The sequence below is a fragment of the Nonomuraea sp. JJY05 genome (genome assembly GCF_043496855.1).
Lineage (GTDB): Bacteria > Actinomycetota > Actinomycetes > Streptosporangiales > Streptosporangiaceae > Nonomuraea.
This window is the reverse complement of sequence record NZ_JBIEIS010000009.1, coordinates 215,158-239,309: the sequence shown is the minus strand read 5'-3', so window position 1 is coordinate 239,309 and position 24,152 is coordinate 215,158. Positions and strand designations below refer to the sequence as shown.

Annotated in this window: 20 protein-coding genes; 9 read left to right on the top strand and 11 right to left on the bottom strand. The window is 72.0% G+C overall.

The window, feature by feature from the left end:
* The first annotated feature begins 144 nt into the window (after positions 1 to 144).
* The gene (locus tag ACFKCF_RS16205) at positions 145 to 1,500 is read left to right on the top strand and encodes an amino acid permease (protein WP_394494325.1); all 1,356 of its coding nucleotides are present in this window, start codon (positions 145 to 147) and stop codon (positions 1,498 to 1,500) included.
* A 133-nt stretch (positions 1,501 to 1,633) separates the two neighbouring features.
* Entirely contained in the window at positions 1,634 to 2,653 is a 1,020-nt protein-coding gene (locus ACFKCF_RS16200; protein WP_394494322.1) for an SGNH/GDSL hydrolase family protein, read from the top strand.
* Between the two features lie 7 nt (positions 2,654 to 2,660).
* On the opposite strand, the gene ACFKCF_RS16195 is transcribed toward ACFKCF_RS16200, so the two are convergent.
* Positions 2,661 to 3,638, bottom strand: coding sequence for a chorismate mutase (locus tag ACFKCF_RS16195; RefSeq protein ID WP_394494320.1), 978 nt, complete (start codon positions 3,636 to 3,638; stop codon positions 2,661 to 2,663).
* A 292-nt stretch (positions 3,639 to 3,930) separates the two neighbouring features.
* Here ACFKCF_RS16195 and ACFKCF_RS16190 point away from each other — a divergent pair, with 292 nt between their 5' ends.
* The 6 genes from ACFKCF_RS16190 to ACFKCF_RS16165 are packed head-to-tail and all read left to right on the top strand — an operon-like array spanning position 3,931 to position 10,577.
* Positions 3,931 to 5,811 (top strand): serine/threonine-protein kinase, encoded by a 1,881-nt coding sequence (locus ACFKCF_RS16190; protein ID WP_394494317.1) that lies wholly within the window; start codon positions 3,931 to 3,933, stop codon positions 5,809 to 5,811.
* Positions 5,812 to 5,821: 10 nt separating this feature from the next.
* Complete coding sequence (locus tag ACFKCF_RS16185; RefSeq protein ID WP_394494314.1) at positions 5,822 to 7,405, top strand: serine/threonine-protein kinase; 1,584 nt, start codon at positions 5,822 to 5,824, stop codon at positions 7,403 to 7,405.
* A complete protein-coding gene (locus tag ACFKCF_RS16180; RefSeq protein ID WP_394494312.1) occupies positions 7,402 to 8,244 on the top strand; it encodes an AraC family ligand binding domain-containing protein in 843 nt (280 codons plus the stop codon). The genes ACFKCF_RS16185 and ACFKCF_RS16180 overlap by 4 nt, the downstream gene beginning before the upstream one ends.
* 11 nt (positions 8,245 to 8,255) lie before the next feature.
* Positions 8,256 to 8,954 carry an AzlC family ABC transporter permease gene (locus ACFKCF_RS16175; RefSeq protein WP_394494311.1) on the top strand — a complete coding sequence of 233 codons (699 nt, stop codon included), beginning with the start codon at positions 8,256 to 8,258 and terminating at the stop codon, positions 8,952 to 8,954.
* Positions 8,951 to 9,262: an AzlD domain-containing protein gene (locus ACFKCF_RS16170; RefSeq protein WP_394494308.1), complete on the top strand. Its 312-nt coding sequence runs from the start codon at positions 8,951 to 8,953 to the stop codon at positions 9,260 to 9,262. Before ACFKCF_RS16175 ends, ACFKCF_RS16170 begins: the two co-directional genes overlap by 4 nt.
* Positions 9,263 to 9,272: 10 nt before the next feature.
* Positions 9,273 to 10,577 carry a protein kinase gene (locus tag ACFKCF_RS16165; RefSeq protein ID WP_394494307.1) on the top strand — a complete coding sequence of 435 codons (1,305 nt, stop codon included), beginning with the start codon at positions 9,273 to 9,275 and terminating at the stop codon, positions 10,575 to 10,577.
* 12 nt (positions 10,578 to 10,589) lie between these two features.
* Here ACFKCF_RS16165 and ACFKCF_RS16160 read toward each other — a convergent pair whose 3' ends face one another.
* The 3 genes from ACFKCF_RS16160 to ACFKCF_RS16150 are packed head-to-tail and all read right to left on the bottom strand — an operon-like array spanning position 10,590 to position 12,464.
* The gene (locus tag ACFKCF_RS16160; RefSeq protein WP_394494305.1) at positions 10,590 to 11,519 is read right to left on the bottom strand and encodes an RluA family pseudouridine synthase; all 930 of its coding nucleotides are present in this window, start codon (positions 11,517 to 11,519) and stop codon (positions 10,590 to 10,592) included.
* A complete protein-coding gene (gene lspA / locus ACFKCF_RS16155; RefSeq protein ID WP_394494304.1) occupies positions 11,512 to 12,111 on the bottom strand; it encodes a signal peptidase II in 600 nt (199 codons plus the stop codon). Before lspA ends, ACFKCF_RS16160 begins: the two co-directional genes overlap by 8 nt.
* Positions 12,075 to 12,464, bottom strand: a complete 390-nt coding sequence (locus tag ACFKCF_RS16150; protein WP_319719369.1) for a TraR/DksA C4-type zinc finger protein — start codon at positions 12,462 to 12,464, stop codon at positions 12,075 to 12,077. Before ACFKCF_RS16150 ends, lspA begins: the two co-directional genes overlap by 37 nt.
* A gap of 453 nt (positions 12,465 to 12,917) precedes the next feature.
* Here ACFKCF_RS16150 and ileS point away from each other — a divergent pair, with 453 nt between their 5' ends.
* Positions 12,918 to 16,064 (top strand): isoleucine--tRNA ligase, encoded by a 3,147-nt coding sequence (gene ileS, locus ACFKCF_RS16145; protein WP_394494302.1) that lies wholly within the window; start codon positions 12,918 to 12,920, stop codon positions 16,062 to 16,064.
* Between the two features lie 576 nt (positions 16,065 to 16,640).
* Here ileS and ACFKCF_RS16140 read toward each other — a convergent pair.
* The 7 genes from ACFKCF_RS16140 to ACFKCF_RS16110 all read right to left on the bottom strand — a co-directional run bounded on the left by ACFKCF_RS16140 (position 16,641) and on the right by ACFKCF_RS16110 (position 24,076).
* Positions 16,641 to 18,779 (bottom strand): hypothetical protein, encoded by a 2,139-nt coding sequence (locus tag ACFKCF_RS16140; RefSeq protein ID WP_394494300.1) that lies wholly within the window; start codon positions 18,777 to 18,779, stop codon positions 16,641 to 16,643.
* A gap of 41 nt (positions 18,780 to 18,820) precedes the next feature.
* Complete coding sequence (locus ACFKCF_RS16135; protein ID WP_364832558.1) at positions 18,821 to 19,693, bottom strand: DivIVA domain-containing protein; 873 nt, start codon at positions 19,691 to 19,693, stop codon at positions 18,821 to 18,823.
* A gap of 106 nt (positions 19,694 to 19,799) precedes the next feature.
* Positions 19,800 to 20,087 (bottom strand): YggT family protein, encoded by a 288-nt coding sequence (locus ACFKCF_RS16130; RefSeq protein WP_185073017.1) that lies wholly within the window; start codon positions 20,085 to 20,087, stop codon positions 19,800 to 19,802.
* Between the two features lie 80 nt (positions 20,088 to 20,167).
* Positions 20,168 to 20,668, bottom strand: a complete 501-nt coding sequence (locus ACFKCF_RS16125) for a cell division protein SepF (protein ID WP_192792253.1) — start codon at positions 20,666 to 20,668, stop codon at positions 20,168 to 20,170.
* A gap of 139 nt (positions 20,669 to 20,807) precedes the next feature.
* Positions 20,808 to 21,500, bottom strand: coding sequence for a YggS family pyridoxal phosphate-dependent enzyme (locus tag ACFKCF_RS16120; protein WP_387557751.1), 693 nt, complete (start codon positions 21,498 to 21,500; stop codon positions 20,808 to 20,810).
* 100 nt (positions 21,501 to 21,600) lie between these two features.
* A complete protein-coding gene (gene ftsZ / locus ACFKCF_RS16115; protein ID WP_394494298.1) occupies positions 21,601 to 23,085 on the bottom strand; it encodes a cell division protein FtsZ in 1,485 nt (494 codons plus the stop codon).
* A 325-nt stretch (positions 23,086 to 23,410) separates the two neighbouring features.
* Complete coding sequence (locus tag ACFKCF_RS16110) at positions 23,411 to 24,076, bottom strand: cell division protein FtsQ/DivIB (RefSeq protein WP_394494296.1); 666 nt, start codon at positions 24,074 to 24,076, stop codon at positions 23,411 to 23,413.
* Positions 24,077 to 24,152 lie beyond the last annotated feature (76 nt).

The following is a 24,152-nucleotide window of genomic DNA, read 5'->3' as shown; positions in this document are numbered from 1 at the left end:
GAGTGGTGCGCTCCGAACTCTAGTGGTCCGGACCGACATCCTCATGCCCGCGCCGCGCCCCTGCCCTGACCGGCGCGCCGGGAGCCCCGCGGCCATCAGCCCCGATATCGTCTTGTTCACTGTGAGTAGTTGAGGAGACACTCGGTGCGCACGCAGACGGACGAAGGATACCGGCACGCGCTCGGCAACCGCCAGGTCCAGATGATCGCGATCGGCGGGGCGATCGGGGTCGGCCTGTTCCTCGGTTCGGGCGGCCGGCTGGCCGCCGCGGGGCCCGCCCTGGTGCTCTCGTACGCCGCCGCCGGGGCGGCCGCCTTCTTCGTCATGCGGGCGCTCGGCGAGCTCGTGCTCTACCGCCCGGTGGCGGGGTCGTTCGTCGAGTACGCGGGCGAGTTCATCGGCCCGTGGGCGGCGTTCGCCAGCGGCTGGATGTACTGGATCAACTGGGCGTTCACCGGCATCGCCGAGCTGACGGCCATCGCCGCCTACATCCATTACTGGGCCCCGGCCTTCCCGCAGTGGCTGACGGCGCTCATCGCCCTGGGCTTCGTCCTGTCGGTCAACCTCGTGTCGGTCCGGCTGTTCGGCGAGCTGGAGTTCTGGTTCGCCATGCTGAAGGTGCTGGCGATCACGGTCTTCCTGGTGGTCGGCCTGGTCCTGGTGATCTTCACGATCGGCCAGGCGACGCCGCACAACCTCGTCTCCCACGGCGGCTTCTTCCCCAAGGGCTTCCCGCTGGTGCTGATGAGCCTGCAGTCGGTGGTGTTCGCGTACGCGTCGATCGAGCTGGTCGGCATCACGGCGGGCGAGACGGCCCGGCCGCACGAGGTCATGCCGAAGGCGATCAACGGCGTGGTGTGGCGCATCGCGATCTTCTACGTGGGCTCGGTGGCGCTGCTGGCGATGGTCCTGCCGTGGACCGCCTACCACGCGGGCATCTCGCCGTTCGTGACGGTCTTCTCGGGCCTCGGCGTCCCGTGGGCCGCCGACGCGATGAACCTCGTGGTGATCACCGCCGCGCTCTCGTCCTGCAACTCCGGCCTGTACGCCACGGGCCGCATCCTGCGCTCGATGGCCATGAAGCAGGAGGCGCCCGGGTTCACGGGCACGCTCAGCTCCAGGTTCGTCCCGATGGGCGGCATCCTGTTCACGGCGGTCATGTTCCTGGCCGGGGTGGCGCTGTTCTACTTCCTGCCCGAGCGCGCCTTCAACATCGCCACCGCCGTCGCCTCCCTCGGCGTGATCACGACCTGGAGCGTGCTGGTCTGGTGCCAGCTGCGGCTGCGCCGGTCGGGTCACCTGTCGGTGTTCCCGATGCCCGGCGCCCCGTACACGAACTGGTGCACGCTGGCGTTCCTGGTGCTCGTCGTCCTGCTGATGCCCTTCGCCGACCCCGACCAGCGGGTGGCGTTCTTCCTCATCCCGGCGCTGGCCGTGGCCATCGCCGTCGGCTGGCGGGTGGTCAGCCGCCGCCGGACCGTCAACGGCGGCCGCCCCTGACTGAGTACTCTCGATGTGCCGGCACAGAGCCGCCGCACGGGGGGAGGCCGCACTGGACGACGCGACACGACAGACGCCACCGCGGGCGCCGCAGCAGGCGCCACGACGGGCGCCGAGGTGGACGAGACGGTCGGTGATCCAGACCGTGGCGGCCGCCGCCGCCGGCGTCGCGCTCGCCCTGGCATGCGTGCCCCTGGGCGTCTTACCCAAGCTGGCCTGCGCCGTGCTGGGCGTGGGCTGCCCGGCCGGTCAGGAGCCGCACGGGAGGCTGCCGCAGGCCACCCGCCTGACACCCGTGCAGGTGGCGCAGGGCGGCATGTACGTGGCGCTCGGCGACTCCTACTCCTCCGGCGAGGGCGTCTGGGACCTGGACGAGAAACCGTTCAACGACGGCGCCGACCGCTGCCACCGGGCCTCGGGCTCGTACGTGCCGCTGGTGGCGCAGGCCTACCGCTTCGGGGGCGGCACCGCCTTCTACGCCTGCAGCGGCGCCACCACCACCCAGATCCTGTCGGGCCAGTACGGCCAGAAGCCGCAGATCACCCGGGTGGGCCCGAACGCCAGCCTGGTGACGCTGAGCATCGGCGGCAACGACGCCGGATTCACGAAGGTGCTCACGGGCTGCATCGTCAAGCTGCCGTGGTCGTCGGCGTGCGTGGAGCAGGACGCCGCCGTCGCCCGCCGCATCGACGAGCTGCGCCCCAGCCTGACCAAGGTGCTGCGCGAGCTGCGGACGCGGGCGCCGAACGCCCGCATCATCGTCCTCGGCTACCCCCGGCCCTTCCCCAAGGACCCCGTGGCGAGCGTCGACAACCTGAGCGCCGAGGACCAGGCCTGGCTGAACGGGATGACGCGCCGGCTCAACGACACGGTCGCCTCGGTGGTGTCCGACTTCGACCGGACGATCGCGGCGTTCGGCGTGCCGGGGAGCGTGGAGTACGTGGACGCCTACGAGGCGTTCACGGGGCACGAGGTGGGACAGCCGCAGCCGTACCTGAACGGCCTGGCCGTGAACATGGAGGAGCTCAAGGTCAACGCCCGCAGCTACCATCCGACGGGCGACGGCTACCGCCGCTTCGCCGAGCTCATCACCAAGCAGGTCGCCGCCGGGCCCGGCCGCCCCATGAACAACTTCCGCCTCGACGCCCCCTGAGGCCCGCTCACTCGGCCGAGCGCTCCTCGGCCAGGTGGAGGCCCGCCTCGATGACGGCGTTCATGATGGGCGCGAGCCGGGCCTCCCCCAGCGACGGCGCGCGCAGCGCCATCCGCGCCACGAGCGCGCGCTCGCGGGCCAGGTCGCGTCCCGCGAACCCGCCCACCGGCTTGATCCGCTGCACGATGCCCGCCAGCGCCGCCCGCCGTTCGAGCAGCGTGGCCAGGGCCGCGTCCACCCGGTCGATCGCCTCGCGGCACTCCGGCAGCGTGCCGGGCGCCTCGGGCCGCACCAGCGCGCCCACGACCGTCACGGCCTCCTCTGCCGCGCGCAAGGCCGTCGCCGGGGAGAGCTCCTGGCGCGCCTCGGCGAGGCTCCCCGGGCCCACGAACTCCAGCGCCCCGCTCCTGGAGGGCTCCGCCGTCCTCGCTCCGGCGTAGGTCCCGAGCCTGGCCGCCGGAGCACTCCGTTCGGCCGAGTCCACGACGAGCCCGTCGGCGCCCGCCGCCACGGCCGCCGCGGACAGCGCCGCGTCCCGCGAGACGTCGGCGAGCACCGGGCGCCCCGAGACCGCGCGGGCCGCCTGCATCAGCCCCAGGTCCAGCCGGCCGCCCTCGCACAGGAGCACCCGCCCGTCCCCCTCCCGCGCGCAGTAGTCGGCCAGCTCCAGCCACTCCTCCAGCGAGGCGGCGGGCCGCCGCTCCACGACCACCGGCAGCCCCAGCCCGGCCGCCGAGCGCACCAGCGGGATGTCGCGCGTCCACGACGAGCCCACCACGACCGCGTCCGCCCGCTCGGCGATGGCCGGCAGATCGGCGGCCGAGTACGGCTCGACCAGCGTGGCGTGCTCGCCCAGCACCTCGTACGCGTCGGCCTCCCCGCGGTGGGCCCGCAGGTCGACCCGGCCGCCGATCACCACGGCGGGCCCTTCGCCCACGAGCGTTCCGCCCACCGCCACGGCGCGCCGTTCCAAGGTCGATGACATCCTCGACTCCCCCAACTCGGGCCGGCCCCTGTGCAGCCGGCGGGAAAACCAAAAAGGCAGAGACGGGGTTGTCTCTGCCTCGTGCCGGCTCCAGGTGGTCGCTAGCTGACGACCGGCTCTCCCGGAGCCGGCTCGATAAACGCGTAGCGACAAGTCATGTCTGAAACACTACACCCATGGCCTCACCTGCCGGGCGGTGCCTCTCACATGACGGACTGTCCTTCAGGCGAGTCGCCGTTGATCCCTCGCTATGGGAGTATTTCTTGGCCTAGAGGAGGGTTTGAGGCCGTTGATGTCGGATCGCAAGCAGGAGGGACGCCGCATCGCCGGCCGCTACCAGCTGCAGGAACCCATCGGCAGGGGCGGGATGGGCGTCGTCTGGCGCGCCTACGACGAGCTCCTTGACCGCACGGTCGCGGTCAAGGAGGTCAGGTACGCCGCCGCCCTGGGCGAGGAAGTGCAGCTGCTGAACCGGCGCACAATGCGCGAGGCGAGGGCGGCGGCGAGGTTCGAGCATCCCAACGTGATCGTCGTGCACGACGTGATCGAGGAGGATGACCGGCCCTGGATCGTCATGCAGCTCGTCCAGTCGCGCTCGCTGGGCGCCGTGATCAAACAGGACGGGCCGCTGGCACCCAAGCGGGTGGCCGAGATCGGCCTGGCCGTGCTGGACGCGCTGCACCGCGCCCACGAGGCCGGCGTGCTGCATCGCGACGTCAAACCCGAGAACGTGCTGCTGGCCGACGACGGCCGGGTCGTGCTCACCGACTTCGGCATCGCCACGCTGGAGACCGAGACCCAGCTCACCGTGACCGGGCTGGCCGGGACGCCGGCGTTCATCGCGCCCGAGCGGCTCAAAGGGCTGCCCGCGCGGCGCGAGTCGGACCTGTGGTCGTTAGGGGCTACGCTGTACACGGCCGTGGAGGGCCGCTCCCCGCACGAGCGGGGGATGGCCCTGGCGACCATGCACGCCGTGCTGACCGACGAGCCCGACCCCGCTCCGCACGCCGGCCCGCTCACCGACGTGATCATGGGCCTGCTGAACAAGGAGCCGGTCCAGCGGCTCACGTACGAGGAAGCGCAGCGGATGCTGCGGCAGGTCATCGCCCAGGCCAGCCCGCCGCCGACCGCGCAGTTCCCCGCGTCCCAGACGGTCCGCGTGCCGCGGCCCACCACGCCGCCGCCGCCGCGCAAGGCCCCCGCCCCGGCCGAGCCGCCGTCGCAGAGCGAGGCCTCCGCGCAGGGCAAGGCAGCCGTCCAGAACAGGTTCCGCGCGCTGGGCAAGCTGCGCCAGGCGCCGCCCGTCGTCGACGACACCCCGACCGACCCGGACCTGGTCGCCACCCCGATCTCGACCCCGGCACCCGCCGTCCCCGAGACCGGGTCGCGGATCACGCCCGCGCCGACCGCGAACCCGGCCCCCGCGGCCGCCGAGTCCACGATGGACGCCACCAGGACGGACCAGCGCCGGGCCGGGCCGGTCATCGCCGCCGCGGTGGCCGTCGTTCTCGTGGCCGTGGTCGGCGGCTACCTCGGGCTGAGCTCGGCCCCCGACGAGCGCGACACGAAGAAGGGCGCGTCCCAGGCCACCGTCCCCACGGGGTCTCCCTCGCACGCATCGGCGAGCACCTCCCCGTCGAGCTCCGCCGAGCCGAGCGCCTCCCAGCCACCGTCGCCGACGGCCACTCCGACCCCCGAGAAGGAGAAGGAGAAGGAGGACAACCCGCTGCCGGCCGGCTGGAAGATGTACAAGGACAAGAAGCTCGGCTTCTCCATCGGCCTGCCCAAGGGGTGGGACGTGCTGACCCGCGACGGTCCGCGAGTCAGGTTCCGGGGCCCCGGCGCGGCCTCCAACGCGTACCTCATGATCGAGGACGGCGGGAAGTCCAGCAAGGACCCGTACAAGGACTGGAAGAAGCAGGAGCCGAGTCTCAAGAACAACTTCGGCGGCTACAAGAAGCTCGACATCAAGCGGGTCGACTACCAGAAGGCCGCCGCGGACTGGGACTTCACCTGGAACACCAACACCGGCAAGACGCGCGTGCGCAACCGGGGCTTCATCACCGACAACGGGCGGGCGTACGCGATCTACTGGCACACGCTGAAGAGCCACTGGAAGGACGACTACAGCTTCTTCGAAGGGTTCTGCGCGACGTTCAAACCGGCCAAGTAGGCTTCGCTGCGTGGAAAGGCGGGTCAGCAACCGATATCGCCTCGTCGAGCCGCTCGGCGAGGGCGGCATGGGCGTGGTCTGGCGTGCCTACGACGAGCTGCTCGACCGTACGGTGGCGATCAAGGAGGTCCGCTACACGGGTGTCGGCGACGCCAAGCGGGCCGAGCTCAACGGCAGGACCATCAGGGAGGCCAGGGCGGCCGGCCGCCTCGACCACCCGTCGGTGATCGTCATCCACGACGTCGTCGAGGAGGACGGCCGCCCGTGGATCGTGATGCAGCTCGTACGCTCGCGGTCGCTGGCCGAGGTGGTGCGCGAGCGCGGGCCCCTCACCGTGGGGCAGGTCGCGGTGATCGGCGGTCGGGTGCTCGACGCGCTGCGCGCCGCGCACGCCACCGGAGTGCTCCACCGTGACGTGAAGCCCGAGAACGTGCTGCTGGCCGACGACGGCAGGGTGGTGCTGACCGACTTCGGCATCGCCTCTCTGGAGGCCGAGGCGGGGCTGACGGCGACCGGCGGGCTGGTGGGCACGCCCGCGTACATGCCTCCCGAGCGCCTCAACGGCGAGCCCGCGCGTCCCGAGTCGGACCTGTGGTCGCTGGGGGCGACGCTGTACGCGGCCGTCGAGGGCCGGCCGCCGTTCAAGCGCGACTCGTGGGCCGCGACGGTCGCGGCGGTGCTGCGCGACGAGCCCGAGCCGCCGGCGCGGGCCGGCGCGCTGCAGCCGGTCATCATGGGGCTGCTGCGCAGGAGCCCGGCCGAGCGCCTGCCCGCCGCGGAGGCCGCCAGGCTGCTGTACGAGGCCGCCACGAGCCCCTCCCCGCACCCGACGCCCCCGGGGGGCTGGCAGCCGGCGTCCGGCGCCGCGAACACGGCCGAGGGGTCGCCTCCCACGCTCTCGACGCGACCCAGGCGCGGCAAGGCGCTGTGGATCGGCCTGCCCGCCGCCGTGGCGGTGCTGGGCGCGGGCGGCTTCCTGGTCTCCAACTACTGGACGAGCACCGCCGCGATCACGAGCCCCACGCCCACGGGCCCCGTCCCCACCCCCACCCCCACCGCGGAGCCGACCACGTCGGGCATGCCCACGCCTGAACCCACGCCTGAGCCCACGCGGGCGCCCACCACGACGGCGCAGCCGGTGCCCGCGGGATGGCGGGCGTTCAGGAGCACGCAGGGCCGCTTCGGGATCGCCGTGCCCGAGGGGTGGCGGGCCGTGAAGAACGCCACCAGGGACCGCATCACCTTCAGCGGCCCCGACACCCCCGGGGCGATGATCGTGGAGTGGACCGTGCCCGAGTTCGCCTGGACGGACCCGGCGAAGCAGTGGGCGAGCCTGGAGAAGGAGATCCAGGCGAAGGGCGAGTTCGAGGGCTACAGCCGGATCGGCATCGTCTCCACCACCTACCTCGGCCGCAAGGCCGCCGACTGGGAGTTCACCAGGATCCGCAACGGGCAGCGGATCCACGTGATCAACCGCGGCTTCCGCACCGCCGACGGCCGCCCGTTCGCCCTCTACTGGGAGACCACCGACGCCCGCTGGGCCGCGGACAGGCGCTACTTCGACACGTTCGCGAAGACCTTCAGACCTCGATGAAAGAGCAGGCGCACTTCTGGCGGCACCCGGCGGTGCCGGGCACCGACCTGCTGAAGGCCCGCTACGTCACCCACCGCTTCACCCGGCACGTGCACGACGGCTACGCCATCGGCGTGATCGTCAGGGGCGTGGAGGAGTTCGACTACCGCGGCACCCTGCACCGGGCGGGCGCGGGCGAGGTGGTGCTGGTCAACCCCGAGGCGGTGCACACCGGCCAGGCGGGCACGCCGGACGGCTGGGCGTACCGCATGCTCTACCCGTCGATCGACACGCTGGCGGGGATCGCCGCCGAGCTGGGCGTGCCGTACGCGACGCCGCACTTCCCCAGGCAGGTGGTGCGCGATGACGAGGTGGCGCTGCTGCTCGGCAGGGCGCACCAGGCGGCCGAGCGCGGCGACGCGCTGGCGGCCTCCACGCTGAGCCGCACGCTGTTCGCGCGGCTGGTGACCCGCCACGCCACGCCCAGGCCGGCGGCGGTCCTGCCCGCCGAGGGCCGGCGGGCCGTGCGGGAGGCGCTCGACCTGCTGCACGACAGCCTCGTCGACCCGCCGACGCTGGACGACCTGGCCGACGCGGTGGGCGCGCGGCCGTTCGCGCTGCTGCGGGCGTTCAAGGCCGAGACGGGCCTGCCGCCGCACGCGTACCTCACCTCGCTGCGGGTACGCCAGGCGCGCCGGCTCCTGCAGTCCGGGGTACGCCCGGCGCAGGTGGCCGCCGAGGTGGGCTTCACCGACCAGGCTCACCTCAACCGGCATTTCAAGCGCATCGTGGGCGTGCCGCCCGCGGCGTACCAGCGTGCTGCAGGAACGTACAAGACCGGCGGTTCCCCCACCTCCTAGCCTCTTACAGCATGGAACAGACAACTCACCGTTCCGCCGCCGTGCGGGACGGCCTCGGCGTGGGCGTGGCCGTGGGGCTGTCGGGGATCGCCTTCGGCGCCGCCGCGATCACCGCGGGCCTGAGCGTGCCGCAGGCGTGCGTGCTCAGCCTGCTGGCGTTCACCGGCGCCTCGCAGTTCGCGCTGACCGGCGCGGTGGGCGCGGGCGGCGACCTGGTGACCGCCACCCTCGGCGCGCTGCTGCTGGGCGGCCGCAACACGCTCTACGGCCTGCGCCTGGCCGACCTGCTGCGGGTACGCGGGCAGCGTGGACCACTGGGGGGACCACTGGGCCGACGACTGGGCCGGCTGCTGACCGCGCAGGGCGTCATCGACGAGACGACGGCCGTCACGCTGGCCCAGCCGACCCCGGAGGCGGCCCGCACGGGCTTCGTGACCACGTTCGCCAGCCTCTACCTCACCTGGAACCTGACCACGCTGGCGGGCGCCTACGGCGCATCGTTCCTGGGCGACCCGGGCGTGCTGGGGCTGGACGTGGTGGGCCCGGCCGCCTTCCTGGCCATTCTGTGGCCCCGGCTGACGGCCAGCGCCGAGCTGCGCCGGCTGGCCGTCGCCGCGGTGGCCATCGCCCTGTGCGCCACCCCGTTCCTGCCGCCCGGCGTGCCCGTGCTGCTGTCGGCGGCCGCGGTGCTGGTGGTGATGGCGCGATGACGCTGTGGTGGGCCATCGCCGCGGTCTGCGCGGGCTGCTACGTGCTCAAGCTGGCCGGGCTGGCGGCGCCGCGCCGGGTGCTGGAGCATCCGGCGATCCGCAGGTTCGCCGAACTGGTGCCGGTGGCGCTGCTGGCGGCCCTGATCGCGGTGCAGGTGTTCACGGAGGAGGGCGGGCTGCGCTTCGACCCCGCGCGCACGGCCGGGCTGGGCGCCGCGGTCGTCGCGCTGCTGTTGCGGGCGCCGTTCCTGGTCATCCTGGCCGCGGCGGCCCTCGTCACCGCGCTTGTCCGGTTCTTTCTGGGGTAGTCGCCGATGCATGTCCGATTCAACAGAGATGGTCGGTGGGCGTTACCGGCTGCTCAGGACGATCGGCCGGGGCGGGATGGGCACGGTGTGGCAGGCTCATGACGAGGTGCTGGGCCGGGACGTGGCGGTCAAGGAGGTCCTGCCGCCACCCGACCTGACGGATCCCGAGCGCGAGGTGTTCGCCGTACGCACGTTCAGGGAGGCCAGGGCGGCCGGCCGGGTGGCGCATCCGGGCGTGGCCACCGTGTACGACGTCCTGGAGGAGCGCGGTCACCCGTGGATCGTCATGCAGCTCGTCCGCTCCCGCACCTTGGGGGAGCTCGTCCGCGAGGACGGCCCCATGTCCCCGATGGAAGCCGCGGACATCGGGCTGCAGCTCCTGGAGGCGCTGCGGGCGGCGCACGCGGCGGGCGTGCTGCACCGGGACGTCAAACCGGACAACGTGCTGCTGGCCGAGGACGGCCGGGCGGTGCTCACCGACTTCGGCATCGCCACGACCGAGGACGAGGCGCCCGTGACGAGCACGGGCGTCCTGATCGGCACCCCCGCGTTCATGGCGCCGGAACGCGCGGCGGGCGGCCAGGCCAGGCCCTCCTCCGACCTGTGGTCGCTGGGCGTGACGCTCTACATGGCCGTCGAGGGGCGCTCGCCCTTCCAGCGGGACAACCCCCTGGCCACGCTCGGCGCGGTCCTGCACGCCGAGCCGGAGCCGCTGGCCCGCGCGGGCGTGCTCGGCCCCGTACTGCTCGGTCTGCTGCGCAAGAACCCGGCCGAGCGCATGTCGATGGAGGAGGCCGAGCAGCGGCTGGCCGCGATCCTGACCGGCAGCGCCCCCGAGCGGACGGGCCCCGTCACCGAGCCGGGTGCGGCTCCCCCGCGGCGGCGGCGTTCGCTGCCGCTGGCCCTGATCGCGAGCGGCGCCCTGGTCGTCGCGGCGGTCACGGGCGGCGCGGCCTGGTGGTCCGGCCAGCCGCGGAACCTGACCCGCAGCCCGGGCCCCGCCCCGGCCGTCGTGACCGCCGGACCCTCCACCGGGGATCCCGCCACCGGAACCCCCTCTTCCACCGGCCCCCGGCTCGCTCCGGCGCCCTCCACTCCGGAGAGCTCCCCGCCGGCCGTCGAGGGCGGGCACAGGACGCCGGCCGGCGAGCGGAAGGACCCCACCCGGGAGCCCACGCCGACCGGTGAGCGCAAGAACCCCTCCCGGACGCCGACGCCCAGCGCGAGCGGCAAGAAGGATCGGGACAACACCACGCCTGCCCGGAGCCCGGACTCGGTCGAGCCGTCGGAGCCGGCCGGCGAGGACGCCGAGTAGCCCCCGGGGCGGTCAGGACTCGGCGCGGACGATGTCCAGCGCCTTCTGCAGGTCCTGCGGATAGTCCGTGCTGAACGACATCCAGTCGCCCGTGGTGGGGTGCTCGAACCCGAGCGCCACCGCGTGCAGCCACTGCCGCGTGACGCCCAGCCGGGCCGCCAGCGTCGGGTCCGCCCCGTAGAGCAGGTCGCCGACGCAGGGGTGCCGCAGGGCCGCCATGTGCACCCTGATCTGGTGCGTGCGCCCGGTCTCCAGCTTGATGTCCAGCAGCGAGGCCGCGCGGAACGCCTCGACGGTGTCGTAGTGGGTGATCGACGGCTTGCCGCCGGCCACCACCGCGAAGCGCCCGTCGCCGGACGGGTGGCGGTCGATGGGCGCGTCCACCGTGCCCCTGAACGGGTCGGGATGCCCCTGCACCAGCGCGTGGTAGCGCTTGTCGACCGTGCGCTCCTTGAAGGCCCGCTTGAGCCGTGAGTACGCGACCTCGCTCTTGGCCACCACCATCGTCCCCGTGGTGTTGGCGTCGAGCCGGTGCACGATGCCCTGGCGCTCGGCGGCCCCGCTGGTGGCGATCGTGTGACCGGCCCCGAGCAGCCCGCCGATCACGGTCGGCCCGGTCCAGCCGACGGTCGGGTGGGCGGCCACGCCGATCGGCTTGTTGATCACGATGACGTCGTCGTCCTCGTACACGACCGTCATGCCCGGCACCGGCTCGGCGACCGGCATCGGCGTGGTGACCGGCGGCGGCATCGTCACGTCCAGCCACGCGCCCGCGTGCACCCGGTCGGACTTGGCCGGCTGCCGGCCGTCCACCAGGACCTCGCCCGCGCCGATCAGCTCGGCCGCGCGGGTGCGGGAGAAGCCGAACAGCCGCGAGAGCGCGGCGTCGAGCCGCTCGCCCTCAAGCCCGTCGGGGACGGGCAGGCTCCGCTGCTCACTCACCCTTCTCGGCCCCCTTGGTCTCCGGGGTCTCTTTGGACCCGTCGATCTGCACGTTGCGCCAGGCCAGCAGGACCGCCAGGATGCCGCCGCAGACGATGGCCGAGTCGGCGATGTTGAACACGGGGAAGTAGTCGATGACCGGGAAATGCCCGGGAAGCACCTCGATGAAGTCGACGACGTGCCCCTGGAGCTGCGTGGAGCGCCCGATCCCCGAGGGATAGCGCAGCAGCCGGTCGGTGAGGTTGCCGAGCGCGCCGCCGAGCAGCAGCCCCAGCGTGACCGCCCAGGCCCGGCTGCCGAGCTTGCGGGCGGTGCGCACGATGGCGACGACCACGCCCGCGGCGATGAAGGTGAAGACGAAGGTCATTCCGGTGCCGATGCTGAACGCGGCACCGGAATTGAAGATCACCCGGAACTGCAGCACGTCCTGGATGACGACGAGCGGCGCCTGGCCCTCGAGTGTGCGCAGCACCACCGTCTTGGTGATGAGGTCGGCCGTGTAGATCACGGCCGCCAGCACGACGAGGACGGCGAACAGGCGCCCGCGGGGGCGGGCTACCGGCGCTCCTCCTTCTGCTTGCAGGCCACGCACAGCGTCGCCCTCGGGAACGCCTGAAGGCGTTCCTTGCCGATCGGCTTGTGGCACGATTCGCACACTCCATAGGTCCCTGCGTCGATCCTGGCGATCGCACGTTCGTTCTGCGCGACCAGATCGCGCGCATTCAGGGTAAGGGCGATCTCGCGTTCGCGCTCGTACGTCTTCGCGCCGGCGTCCGCCTGGTCGTCGCCCGCCCCCTGGGTGACGTCTCCAGAGGCTATCTCCGTCTCGTGGCGGTGGATGTCCGCGTTGAGCTGGTCGATCTCGCTCTGGAGCCTGCCGCGTACCTCGGCCAGCTCTTCTTCCGACCACATCGAAGGTGTAGCGGTCTGCGTGGGTGCCGCCATGGCTGCCTCCATTGCTGATCAAGGCCGTAAATGGTGCGGGCAGCTTAGGATCCACATAACGGAACGGCAAACGACCCGCCGGACGGTTTACCTCCCCCGTACTATCCCGCCTCGCGCATTAAACTCCTCCACAGGGGCGTCCATTCCCGCAACTTTGTCGGTTGCGTACCGACGGCACCGCAGGCGGCTCGCCCTGGAAACCAGGAAGCCTTCGGCTCCACTCTGCGTTATGGTTTGAGACTGCAAGGCGTTGATGGGGCCCGACTGTGAGGGATATCACCCCGGAGCCGCCGGAAGAACGGCTCGCCAGAGCTCATTAGACCCGGCCGCAGATCAAACGAAGAGGGCCTCGCCCGCGTGGCGGGGTCAAGAAGGGTGGTACCGCGGAGCCGCGTGGCTTCGTCCCTTCACGCTCGCCCTACCGGCCGACGAAGCGTGGAGGTCACGCCCGAAATGTCTTCCCCATCTTTCCGCTCTCTTCCCGCGCAGGTCGACCTGCCCGCGCTCGAGCGCGAGGTCCTCGACCGCTGGCGGGACGGGAAGATCTTCGAGCGCTCCGTGGAGCAGAACTCCGGAAACCCGTCCTGGGTCTTCTACGAGGGCCCGCCCACCGCGAACGGCCTGCCCGGCGTGCACCACGTCGAGGCGCGGGTGTTCAAGGACCTGTTCCCGCGCTACAAGTCCATGCGCGGATTCAGCGTCCCGCGCAAGGCCGGCTGGGACTGCCACGGCCTGCCCGTCGAGGTCGGCGTGGAGCGCGAGCTGGGCCTGACCGGCAAGAAGGACATCGAGGAATACGGCATCGCCGAGTTCAACGCCAAGTGCCGCGAGTCGGTGCTGCGCCACGTCGACGCCTTCGAGCAGCTGACCGAGCGCATGGGCTACTGGATCGACCTGTCCCAGGCGTACCGGACCATGGACCCGTCCTACATCGAGTCGGTCTGGTGGTCGCTGAAGGTCATCTGGGACAAGGGGCTGCTGTTCCGCGACTTCCGGATCACGCCGTACTGCCCGCGCTGCGGCACGGGCCTGTCCGACCACGAGCTGGGCCAGCCCGGCGGCTACGAGACCGTCTCCAGCCCGTCGGTCTACGTCCGCATGCCGGTGACCTCCGGGCCGCTGGCCGAGCTGGGCGCCTCGCTGCTGGTGTGGACGACCACGCCGTGGACCCTCGTGTCCAACACGGCCGTCGCCGTGCACCCCGACGTGACGTACGTCGCGGCCCGCACCGCCGACGGCGAGGTCCTGGTGGTCGCCGAGCCGCTGCTGTCGGTCCTCGGCGAGGGCGCGACCGAGGTGGCCCGCCACACCGGGCGCGAGCTGGAGCACACCGCCTACTCCCGCCCGTTCGAGCTGGTCGACATCCCCGGCGCCCACTACGTCGTGCTCGGCGAGTACGTCACGGTCGAGGACGGCACCGGCCTGGTCCACCAGGCCCCCGCCTTCGGCGCCGACGACATGGCCGTGATCAGGCAGTACGACATGCCCGTCGTCAACCCGATCGGCCCCGACGGCCGCTTCCTCGACGACGTGCCCATGGTCGGCGGCCGCTTCTTCAAGGACGCCGACGAGGAGCTGACCGAGGACCTGCGCGCCCGCGGGCTGCTCTACCGCGGCGGCCACTTCGAGCACAGCTACCCGCACTGCTGGCGCTGCCACACCCCGCTGCTCTACTACGCGCTCCCGTCCTGGTACATCCGCACCACCGCGGTCAAGGACAAGATGCTGGCGGAGAACGCCGGCACCAACTGGTTCCCCGAGACGATCAAGTGGGGCCGGTTCGGCGAGTGGCTGCGCAACAACGTCGACTGGTCGCTGTCGCGCTCGCGCTACTGGGGCACGCCGCTGCCGCTGTGGGTGTGCTCGGCGGACGAGTCCCACGTGACGTGCGTCGGCTCGCTGGAGGAGCTGAGCGTCCTGGCCGGCCAGGACGTCTCGGCGCTCGACCCGCACCGCCCGTACGTGGACGACGTGAGCTTCGACTGCCCGTCGTGCGGCGCTCTCGCGCGCCGCGTGCCGGACGTCATCGACGCCTGGTACGACTCCGGCTCCATGCCGTTCGCCCAGTGGGGCGAGCGGGGCAAGCCGGAGGGCGTCTACCCGGCGCAGTTCATCTGCGAGGCCACCGACCAGACGCGCGGCTGGTTCTACTCGCTGATGGCCGTCGGCACGCTGGTCTTCGGCCAGTCCTCCTACGAGAACGTGCTCTGTCTCGGGCTCATCCTGGCCGAGGACGGCCGCAAGATGAGCAAGCACCTGGGCAACATCCTCGAGCCGATCCCGCTGATGGACCAGCACGGAGCCGACGCGCTGCGGTGGTTCATGGCCTGCTCGGGCTCGCCCTGGGCGTCGCGCCGGGTGGGGCACAACACGCTCGAGGAGATCGTCCGCAAGGTCCTGCTGACGCTCTGGAACACCTCATCGTTCTTCACCCTCTACGCCAACGCCGAGTCCTGGTCGCCGGCCATGCTCGCGCAGGCCACGCCCGCGGCCGAGCGCCCGCTGCTCGACCGCTGGGTGCTGGCCGAGCTGCACAGGACGGTGGCCGAGGTCACGGCGTCGCTGGACGAGTACGACACCCAGCGCGCCGGGCGCCGCCTGGCGGACTTCCTCGACGACCTGTCCAACTGGTACGTGCGCCGCTCGCGCCGCCGGTTCTGGCAGGGATCGCCGGAGGCGTTCGCGACGCTCTACGAGTGCCTGGAGACGGTGACGCGGCTGATGGCCCCCGTCACGCCGTTCGTCACCGACTACCTCTGGGACGTCCTGCGCTCCCCCGAGGCGCCCTCCTCGGTGCACCTGGCCACCTGGCCGGAGGTGCGCGAGGACCTGCTGGACCCGGCGCTGTCCGACCAGATGGCCCTCGTGCGCCGCCTGGTGGAGCTGGGCCGCTCGGCCCGCGCCTCGTCGGGCGTCAAGACCCGCCAGCCGCTGCGCCGTGCTCTGGTGGGAGCGCACGGCTGGCCGTCGCTGCCCGAGGAGCTCCGGGGCCTGGTGGCGGACGAGCTGAACGTCCACACCCTCGAAGACATGTCCGGATTTAGCGCCGATCTCGTGACTTACTCGGTCAAGCCCAACTTCCGGGCCCTGGGCAAGCGCTTCGGCTCCCAGACCAAGCTCGTGGCGGCCGCGGTGGCCGCCGCAGACGCCACCCGCGTGGCCCGGGCCCTCCGCTCGGGCTCCACGGTCATGGTGGAGGCGGACGAGCTGGGCGAGATCATGCTCGGCCCGGACGACGTGATCGTCAACGAGCAGCCCCGCTCGGGCTGGGCGGTGGAGACGGGCGCCATCGGCACCGGCACGGGCGAGACGGTGGCCCTGGACCTGGAGCTCACCGACGAGCTGCGCCGCGCCGGCCTCCTGCGCGAGGTCATCCGCCTGGTCCAGGACGCCCGCAAGTCGACCGGCCTGTCGATCACGGACCGCATCGACCTGTGGTGGTCCACGTCCTCCCCCGAGCTCGCCACGGCCCTGCGCACCGAGGGGCACGTGGTGGCGGAGGAGGTCCTGGCGACGACGGTCACGGAGGGCCCGGCACCGGACCTCCCGTCCCACACGGACGAGGACCTGTCCCTGACCTTCCACCTCCGCCGCGCCTGACCCGGGTGATGGGGTGGGGCCCGCCCCACCGCATCACCACAGCGACCCGGCACCCGCACCCCGCACCACTGACCACGGATCCCACCGCCGGGGGTCCTGTCTCGCTGACCACGGATTTCACCGGCCGGGGGCCGTCCCGACGCGCCCCACCGGCCACCAATCCTCACCCCAAGGCCGCCCCGACGCGCCCCACTGGCCACCGACCCCAGCGTCCCGAGGCCGCCCCGACGCATCCCATGGGCCACCGATCCCACCGCCCGGGGACTGTCCCGATGCATCCCACCGGCCACCGATCTCACCGCCCCGAGGTCGTCCCGATGCGCACCGCCCCACCGGTGCCCGGCAGACCCGGCCCTGGGTCACATCACCTCGCCGGCGCCTGTCAGCGGCTCGGGTCCGGACCGGCTGACGGAGCGCGCCGCCGAGGGACGGAGACGCTCCGGCGCCTCCTTACGTGACCGGCTCGATGGAGACCGCCGTTGCCCGGTGGCCACGTCGCGAGCCCCGACCATACGGCCAGGGGTCGCCCGGCAGGCCGGCTCACGGACAACCGCGGCGGACGCTCGCGGTGGCCGCTCAGCTCACCGTCTCGCGGTCGTGCTGGCACACCGAGCAGCTCGTCAGCCCGGCCGCCTCAGCCTCGGCGAGCGTCATCGTCTCCACGCCCGACTCCCCCGCGCCCCTGATCAACGGGCAGGCGGTGCTGTGGTAGCGGCGGGTGCCGATGATGACCTTCACCGTGGCAGAACCCTCGCCCTTACCTCCTGCGCCACCACCCGAGGAGCCGGTGGGCTTGTCGCCGGCCTTGGCCGAGCCGGAAGACTCAGGCTTGGCCGGGGCTCCAGGCTTGGGCGCCGAGCCGCTCCCCTCGCCCCTGGACGCCGCGCCCGCGTCTCCCTTGGGAGCATCGGGCTTGGTGGAAGTGGCGTCGCCCTTGGAGCCCGCGCCCGAGGACCCGGGCGTCGAACCCGTCGCCGTGCCGGATGTGCCGGACTGCGCCCCTGAGGCTGCAGGCCCGCCGGTGCCGGAGGTCCCGGGCTTCGGGCCCGCGCCGCCGGGCGCTCCCGGCTTGGCCGGGCCACTCGCCGCAGAGGGCCGCTCAGAGGCCGACGTGCGGTCGGAGGCCGACGTGCAGTCCGAAGCAGACGTGCGGTCCGAAGCAGACGGGCGATCGGAGGCCGACGGGCGGTCAGAAGTGGGCGGGCGGTCGGGAGTGGACTTTCCGGTCGTCGAAGGCTTGGCGGCCGGGCCCGTGCCGGAAGGGCGGCCGGCGCTCGTGCCGGGGCCGGGGGGCAGCGGGCCCTTGGGCTTGGCTTCCGACTCGGCGGAGGACGCGGGCCGCTCCGGCACCGTCGCGCTCTCCCCCGCCGTGGCAGGCGTCTTGGCGGCCCCGGAAGGGCGCTGTGACGGCCCGGAAGCCCCACCCGAGGGTCCTGGGCGAGCGGGCGTCCCAGAGGAGGACACACGCGGCTGCGGCGCCGTGGCGGGACCCGAGGAGTCGTCGTCGGTCACGCCCGAGGACGGCCCACCGGCGGGCTGTCCCGGCCGGGCACCGGTCGATCCCGGCTTCGCGCCCGACGACGGGCCACCGGGCTGCCCCGGCTTCGACGACGGGCCGCTGCCGGTCTGCCCCGGCTTGCCGCCAGGCCCGGCGGGCTTGGCGCCGGACTGCTCAGGCGTGCCACCCGGCTGGCCGGGCTTGGTGCCGGACTGCCGGGGTGTGCCGCCAGGCCCGGCGGGCTTGGCGCCGGACTGCTCAGGCGTGCCACTGGGCCGGCCTGGCTTGGCGCCAGGCTGCTCCGGCGAGCCGGTGCGCTGCGAAGGCTTGGCCGTGGGCGCTCCGGCCTTGCCCGGGGCTCCCGTGGCGGGACCTTCCGGGGAGGCGGAGGGCGAGCCGGGCCTGCGCGCGGAGGGCGACGGCCGGAAATATGAGGTCTCCGCGTCCGCCTGATCCTCATCCGGTTCGGCGGAGGAGGCGGAGGAGGAGGAGGGGCGGCCGAACCACGCGGTGGCGCCTTCCTCGCGGGAGGCGGGCTCCGGGTCGGGAGTGGAAGCCTTCGCGGCAGGCTTCGGCGGGGCGACCGGCGGACGTACGTCGCGGGTCTCCGCGGAGTCTTCCGCCCGGCTCGCCGCCGTGACGGCGGCGCCGGGGGGGACGACGGGCTCGGGGTCGGCGGCAGGCGGCAGCTGCCGTCCGCCGAGCGCGGCGTCAGGCAGGCACGTCGTGCAGGGCGTGAAGCCCTCCTCGCGTGCCTCTTCGTACGTGAGCTCCTCGCTGTCCCGGCCGCTCAGCTGCCGGCAGCCGGACACGTGGTAGCGCTTGCGTCCGGGGATCACCAACACGATCGCATCCGGCGAGATGCCGCTCGCCGCGGGGCGGCGGGGTGCGGCGGCGGGAACGGTCGCCGTCCGCTGCGGCGCCTGCGGATGCGGATGGGGTCGCGGTGGGGGCTGGTGACCCATGGGGCCGGTCTGGTTGTACGGCGAGCCTGGGCCCGGCGGCATGAGCCCTTTCGGTGGGGTGGCCGGCGCAGCGGCCTGCCCACCACCGGGAAAAAGCTCGTTTCGCCGCAGGAACGCCCCGATCACGAGGAACAGCGCGGACAGCACGCTGACCACGATGGACCACATGATCAGGAACGGCTTAGCCAGTACGAAGCCCGCGATCAGCAACACGACCGCCGCGAGCACCAAACCAGCACTGATAAGGATCACAGGGGGCTCTTTCGAGTGACAGGTCCTAGTGACCCGCTACTTTACCGGCGGTCGTTGTGAGGACCGTCACCGCCGGGGAAGGCACCCTGCGGGGCCTCGCCGCCGAACGGGCTGGGACCACCGGGAAGAGGCGGCTGGCCCTGCGACACGGCGTGCGACATGGCGGGCGCCTGACCCGTCGGACCACCGGACATCACCGGGAACCCACCGCTGCCCTCGGCGGAGACGTTGAGCTCGGCGAGCTGGTTTTCCAGGTAGAGCTTGAGCCTGCTGCGGTATTCGCGCTCGAAGCTGCGCAGCTCCTCGACCTTGCGCTCGAGCTCGTCGCGGGTCTGCACCAGCGAGCCCATCGCCTGGCGGTGGCGCTCCTGCGCGTCGCGCTCGAGCGTCTCGGCGCGGGCGCGGGCGTCGCCGATGACCTGCTCGGCCTGGCGGCGCGCCTTGGTGAGGATCTCGTCGGCCTCGCGGCGGGCGCGGGTGACCGTCTCGTCCGCCTCCCGGCGGGCGTCGGAGATCGCCTGGTCGGCGGTCTGCTGGGCGAGGGCGAGCACGCGGGCCGCGGTGTCCATGTTGTCCTCGGCGGGAGGCATGTTCATGGCGACGGGGACCGGCTGCTGCACGGGCGGCGGCTCGGGGGCGCGCATGGGCTCCGGCTGGGGCGGCGGAGCCATCATCTCGGGCTTGGGCTGCTCCTGGACCGGGGCGGAGGCCATGGGCATGTTCATGCCGCCAGGCACCTTCCCCCGCAGGCACTCGGCCAGCTTGGCGCGGAGCTCTTCGTTCTCTTGGATCAGACGGTCGAGCTCAGCCTCCACCTCGTCGAGGAAGGCGTCGACCTCTTCCTCGTCGTAGCCCGGCCGCAGCCGGGTGGTACTGAACTGCTTGTTCCGCACATCAGCGGGCGTCAGCGGCATTTTTTGGTCTCCTTGGCGCGCTTTGGAGTCTGTCCGGAGGGACGGTAACCCGAATCACTTCAGCGCGGACACGAGTTGGATCACGACCTGCGCCACACTGCCCCCGTCATCGAAGCAGCCCCGCGAGCTGGATCAGCAGCAGGACGGCGATGAACAGGACAGTGAAGCTTAGGTCAAAGGCCACCGTACCCAACCGGAGCGGGGGAATGAAACGGCGGAGGAACTTGAGAGGTGGGTCAGTTGCGGTGTAAGTGGCCTCGGCCAGCACCAGGACGATGCCGGACGGGCGCCACTGACGAGCGAAAGCCTGGACCGTCTCGAAGATCATTCTGCCGATGAGCAGCACCAGATAGAGAGACAGGACTACGACCAAGATCTGACTGACGATCCCCACGGCCTGGCCGCGCCTCCACTTCTGATGCGCCCTCCCGGTCTCGGCGAGACCCGGATGGGTGCGATAGACATACAGAGACTCTAACTCTGGTTGAAGAACCCGCGTTCCGCGATTCGGGCCTTGTCCTCGGCGGTCACCTCGACATTGGCAGGGGACAACAGGAACACCTTGTTGGTAACACGTTCAATGCTGCCATGTAGGCCAAAGACCAGACCTGCCGCGAAATCGACAAGACGCTTGGCGTCGCTGTCAACCATCTCCGTCAGATTCATGATGACCGGGGTGCCGTCTCGGAAGTGCTCTCCGATGGTACGCGCCTCGTTGTACGTCCGGGGGTGGAGCGTCGTGATGCGGGCCAGATCGGTCGTGCGGCGCTCCAGGATCGTCGTGGCGGGCCTGGGCGCGGGCACCCCTGCCTCGGGCTCGTCGTCGCGGTCCTGGACCGCCACGGGCCGCTCGTCGCCGGTCCGCTGCACCTCGTCCTCGTAGGCGTAGTCGTCCGGGTAGGTTTCGTACCTCTCGTAGCGGTCGTCCTCCACGAGACCGAGGTAGACCGCCATCTTGCGCATCGCGCCGGCCATCGCTACGTCGTCCTCCTGCTCACGGTCGCACTCGCTCGAGCCCGTCGCCGGATCCCGAGGCGGTAGCCGTACCCCCTTGGAGCTCACCGCTGATCGACCTCTACTTGGTCATGGGCCTGAAGACCCACTTGAGGGGACATTACCTGACGAAGGGCTTGCGACGACCGAGCAACGCCGTACCGACCCGCACGTGTGTCGCGCCGTACGCGATGGCTTCGGTGAGGTCCTCGCTCATACCGGCTGAAATCATCGTGGCCCGCGGGTGCTGCTCCTCCAGGCGCGTGGCCACGTCGCGCAACCTGGCGAACGCCTTGGCGGGCTCCTCCCCCAGCGGCGCCACGGCCATGACGCCGCCCAGCCACAGACCCTCGGCCAGCGCCACCTCGTCGGCCAGCTCCAGCACGTCCGCGGCGCGGGCGCCGCCTCTGTCGGGGTCGTCGTCGAGCGCGACCTGGATGAGGCAGCCGACCCTGCGGCCCTGGCGCACGGCCTCCTTGCTGATCGCCTCCACCAGCCGCAGCCGGTCGACGGAGTGGATCACGTCGGCGTACGCGACGACGGAACGGACCTTGTTCGTCTGGAGCTGGCCGACGAAATGCCAGGTCAGCGGCAGGTCGGCAAGCTCTTGCGCCTTGGGCGCGGCCTCCTGGTCCCGGTTTTCGCCGACGTCGCGCACGCCCAGCTCGGCGAGGATCCGCACGTCCTCGGCCGGGCGGGTCTTGGTGACGGCGATCAGCGTGACCTCGCCGCGGTCGCGCCCCACCGCGCGACAGGCCGCCGCGATGCGCGTGTCGACCTCGGCGAGCCCGGCCGCGATCTCGTCCCTTCTCACGTGGCTCTCCCTTTCACTACACACGCCCGTGCGGTACGCCTCGCGCGCACGACGGCGCCGCTCCCGGATCCCTGCCGGGGAGCGGCGTCAGGCTACCGGGCTATTTGAGGAAGTCGGGGACGTCGAGCTCCTCTTCCTGTTCCTCGAAGATCACCCGAGGACGTTTGGCGGGCTCCGACATGCGGGAGGTGATGGGCGTGGGCGGGTTGGCGGGCTCGGGCGTGGGCCGGGGGATGGAGACGGGGCCGGACGGCTCGTCGGCCGGCGGCTCGTCGTCGGGCCCGGGGATCTGCGCCGACTCCACCGGGCGCACCGGCTCCGGGCGCGGCGGCTCGGGACGGAGCTCCGGGCGGGGATCCGCCCTGAACTCCGCGCGCGGCTCCGGCCGGGGGTCGGCCCTGAACTCGGCCCGCGGCTCCGGACGGGGCTCAGGACGGAATTCGGCGCGCGGCTCGGGCCGGAAGTCCGCACGCGGCTCCGGACGCACCTCAGCGCGCGGCTCAGGGCGCAGCGCGGGCTGCTCCGACTTCACGCTCGGGGAAGCGACGCTCGGCCGCACAGGGGACGACGCGGGAGGCGCGGCCGGCGGGGCGGCGGGACGGCTCGCCGGACGGGGCAGCGGCTTCTCCACCGGGGGCGGCACGTCGTCGAATCCGGCCGCGATCACCGTCACGCGGACCTCGTCGCCGAGCGCGTCGTCGATGACCGTACCGAAGATGATGTTGGCGTCGGGCGCGGCCGCCATGGACACGAGCTGCGCGGCCTCGTTGATCTCGAACAGACCGAGGTCGGAGCCGCCCGCGATCGACAGCAGCACGCCGTGGGCGCCGTCGATGCTGGCCTCCAGCAGCGGGCTGGAGACCGCCATCTCGGCCGCCGCCACCGAACGGTCGTCGCCGCGCGCGTGGCCGATGCCCATGAGGGCCGAGCCGGCGCCCGACATGACCGACTTGACGTCGGCGAAGTCGAGGTTGATCAGACCAGGGGTGGTGATCAGGTCGGTGATGCCCTGCACACCGGACAGCAGCACCTGGTCCGCCGCCTTGAACGCGTCCAGCACGCTCACCTGCCGGTCGGAGATCGACAGCAGGCGGTCGTTGGGGATCACGATCAGCGTGTCGACCTCGTCGCGCAGCGTCTCGATGCCGGCCTCGGCCTGCATGGCCCTGCGCCGTCCCTCGAAGCTGAACGGCCGGGTCACGACGCCGATGGTGAGCGCGCCGAGCGACCGGGCGATGTTGGCCACGACGGGCGCGCCGCCCGTGCCGGTGCCGCCACCCTCGCCGGCCGTGACGAAGACCATGTCGGCCCCCTTGAGGACCTCCTCGATCTCCTCGCGGTGGTCCTCGGCCGCCTTGCGCCCCACGTCGGGGTTGGCGCCCGCGCCCAGTCCGCGCGTGAGCTCACGGCCCACGTCGAGTTTCACATCGGCGTCACTCATCAGCAGCGCCTGGGCGTCGGTGTTGATGGCGATGAACTCGACGCCCTTGAGTCCCTCCTCGATCATCCGGTTGACGGCGTTGACTCCGCCGCCGCCGATGCCGACGACCTTGATGACCGCGAGGTAGTTCTGCGGTGCTGCCACGACGAGGGGCCTTTCCGCTCGTTGACTTGCCATTTCGGTGCGGATCGTCTCCGCTTTTTGTCACTTCGGGTAACTCTCAACCTCAGGTTGAGATTTAGATTTATGTCAACCTGAGGATTGATACGGACAGTAGGAGTCCCCTACCTGGCGGGTCAACTAACCGCGCCGCAAGCACGTCCGGCGTGTCGCGGGCTGTCCGTTTCGCTCCGAAGTCGCGCCTGGTCGGGGGCTCCTCTGCCCGACGTACGACTTAAGGCTCTCACGCCGCGACCCCCACCTCGCACAAGCTGGGAGATGCCGTTGCCGCGCACTTGCCCAGTCTTGATCACTTCAGCGTCACCACGTCCGGGGAGCTGACGTCGTACACCGTGGCTTTCTCGCGTTTGAGCAGTGATGTGAGAATGCGGGCCTTCTCCTTGGGCCGGTCGGCCCCGCCCCAGATGACGGTGCGCCCGTCGGACAGCAGCAGGGTCACGCCCTCGGCCGTCCCCGCGCGCACCTCCCTGACCTTGGGCGCCAGTGCGGCCGGGACCGCCTGGATGACCTGCAGCGCCGCCGTCATGGCCGGGTCGCCGACGGCGGGGTTGTCGACCTTCAGCAGCGGCAGCATGGGCGGCGCCGCGGACTTGACCTCGATCACCACGCCCTGCTTGTCGACGATCGCCACCTTGCCGCCCGCGGGGATCGCGGCGACGGGCTCGCGCTCGACCACTTCGATCTTGAGCGTGCCCGGCCAGATCCGGTCCACCTTCGCCTTGGCGAGCTGTCTGATGCCCAGGACGCGGCTTTCGACGTCGGCGAGGTTGACGGTGGCCAGAGGATGGAGGTCCGGCACGCCGGCCTGCTGCTTGATGCGCTCGCTCGGTACTGTGAGATTTCCCACGATCTCGATCGAGCGCACGCCCAGCACGGGCGAGAAGAACACCAGCCAGGCGGCCGTGCCCACCACTCCCGCGGTCAGCAGCCCCAGGAACGCCGTCCTCGCCTTCATCGCCCTCCCCATGCCGGCTCCCGGGTTCCGGCCCCGGGCGTCGGCACAGAACCTACGCCGACGCGCGCTCCGGCAC

Excerpts from the sequence above, each read along its gene's own strand:
- ACFKCF_RS16195 (WP_394494320.1), bottom strand. The coding sequence starts at position 3,638 with ATGTCATCGACCTTGGAACGGCGCGCCGTGGCGGTGGGCGGAACGCTC.
- ACFKCF_RS16190 (WP_394494317.1), top strand. The coding sequence starts at position 3,931 with ATGTCGGATCGCAAGCAGGAGGGACGCCGCATCGCCGGCCGCTACCAG.
- ACFKCF_RS16180 (WP_394494312.1), top strand. The coding sequence starts at position 7,402 with ATGAAAGAGCAGGCGCACTTCTGGCGGCACCCGGCGGTGCCGGGCACC.
- ACFKCF_RS16175 (WP_394494311.1), top strand. The coding sequence starts at position 8,256 with ATGGAACAGACAACTCACCGTTCCGCCGCCGTGCGGGACGGCCTCGGC.
- ACFKCF_RS16170 (WP_394494308.1), top strand. The coding sequence starts at position 8,951 with ATGACGCTGTGGTGGGCCATCGCCGCGGTCTGCGCGGGCTGCTACGTG.
- ACFKCF_RS16165 (WP_394494307.1), top strand. The coding sequence starts at position 9,273 with ATGTCCGATTCAACAGAGATGGTCGGTGGGCGTTACCGGCTGCTCAGG.
- ACFKCF_RS16150 (WP_319719369.1), bottom strand. The coding sequence starts at position 12,464 with ATGGCGGCACCCACGCAGACCGCTACACCTTCGATGTGGTCGGAAGAA.
- ileS (WP_394494302.1), top strand. The coding sequence starts at position 12,918 with ATGTCTTCCCCATCTTTCCGCTCTCTTCCCGCGCAGGTCGACCTGCCC.
- ACFKCF_RS16135 (WP_364832558.1), bottom strand. The coding sequence starts at position 19,693 with ATGCCGCTGACGCCCGCTGATGTGCGGAACAAGCAGTTCAGTACCACC.
- ACFKCF_RS16125 (WP_192792253.1), bottom strand. The coding sequence starts at position 20,668 with ATGGCCGGCGCGATGCGCAAGATGGCGGTCTACCTCGGTCTCGTGGAG.
- ACFKCF_RS16110 (WP_394494296.1), bottom strand. The coding sequence starts at position 24,076 with ATGAAGGCGAGGACGGCGTTCCTGGGGCTGCTGACCGCGGGAGTGGTG.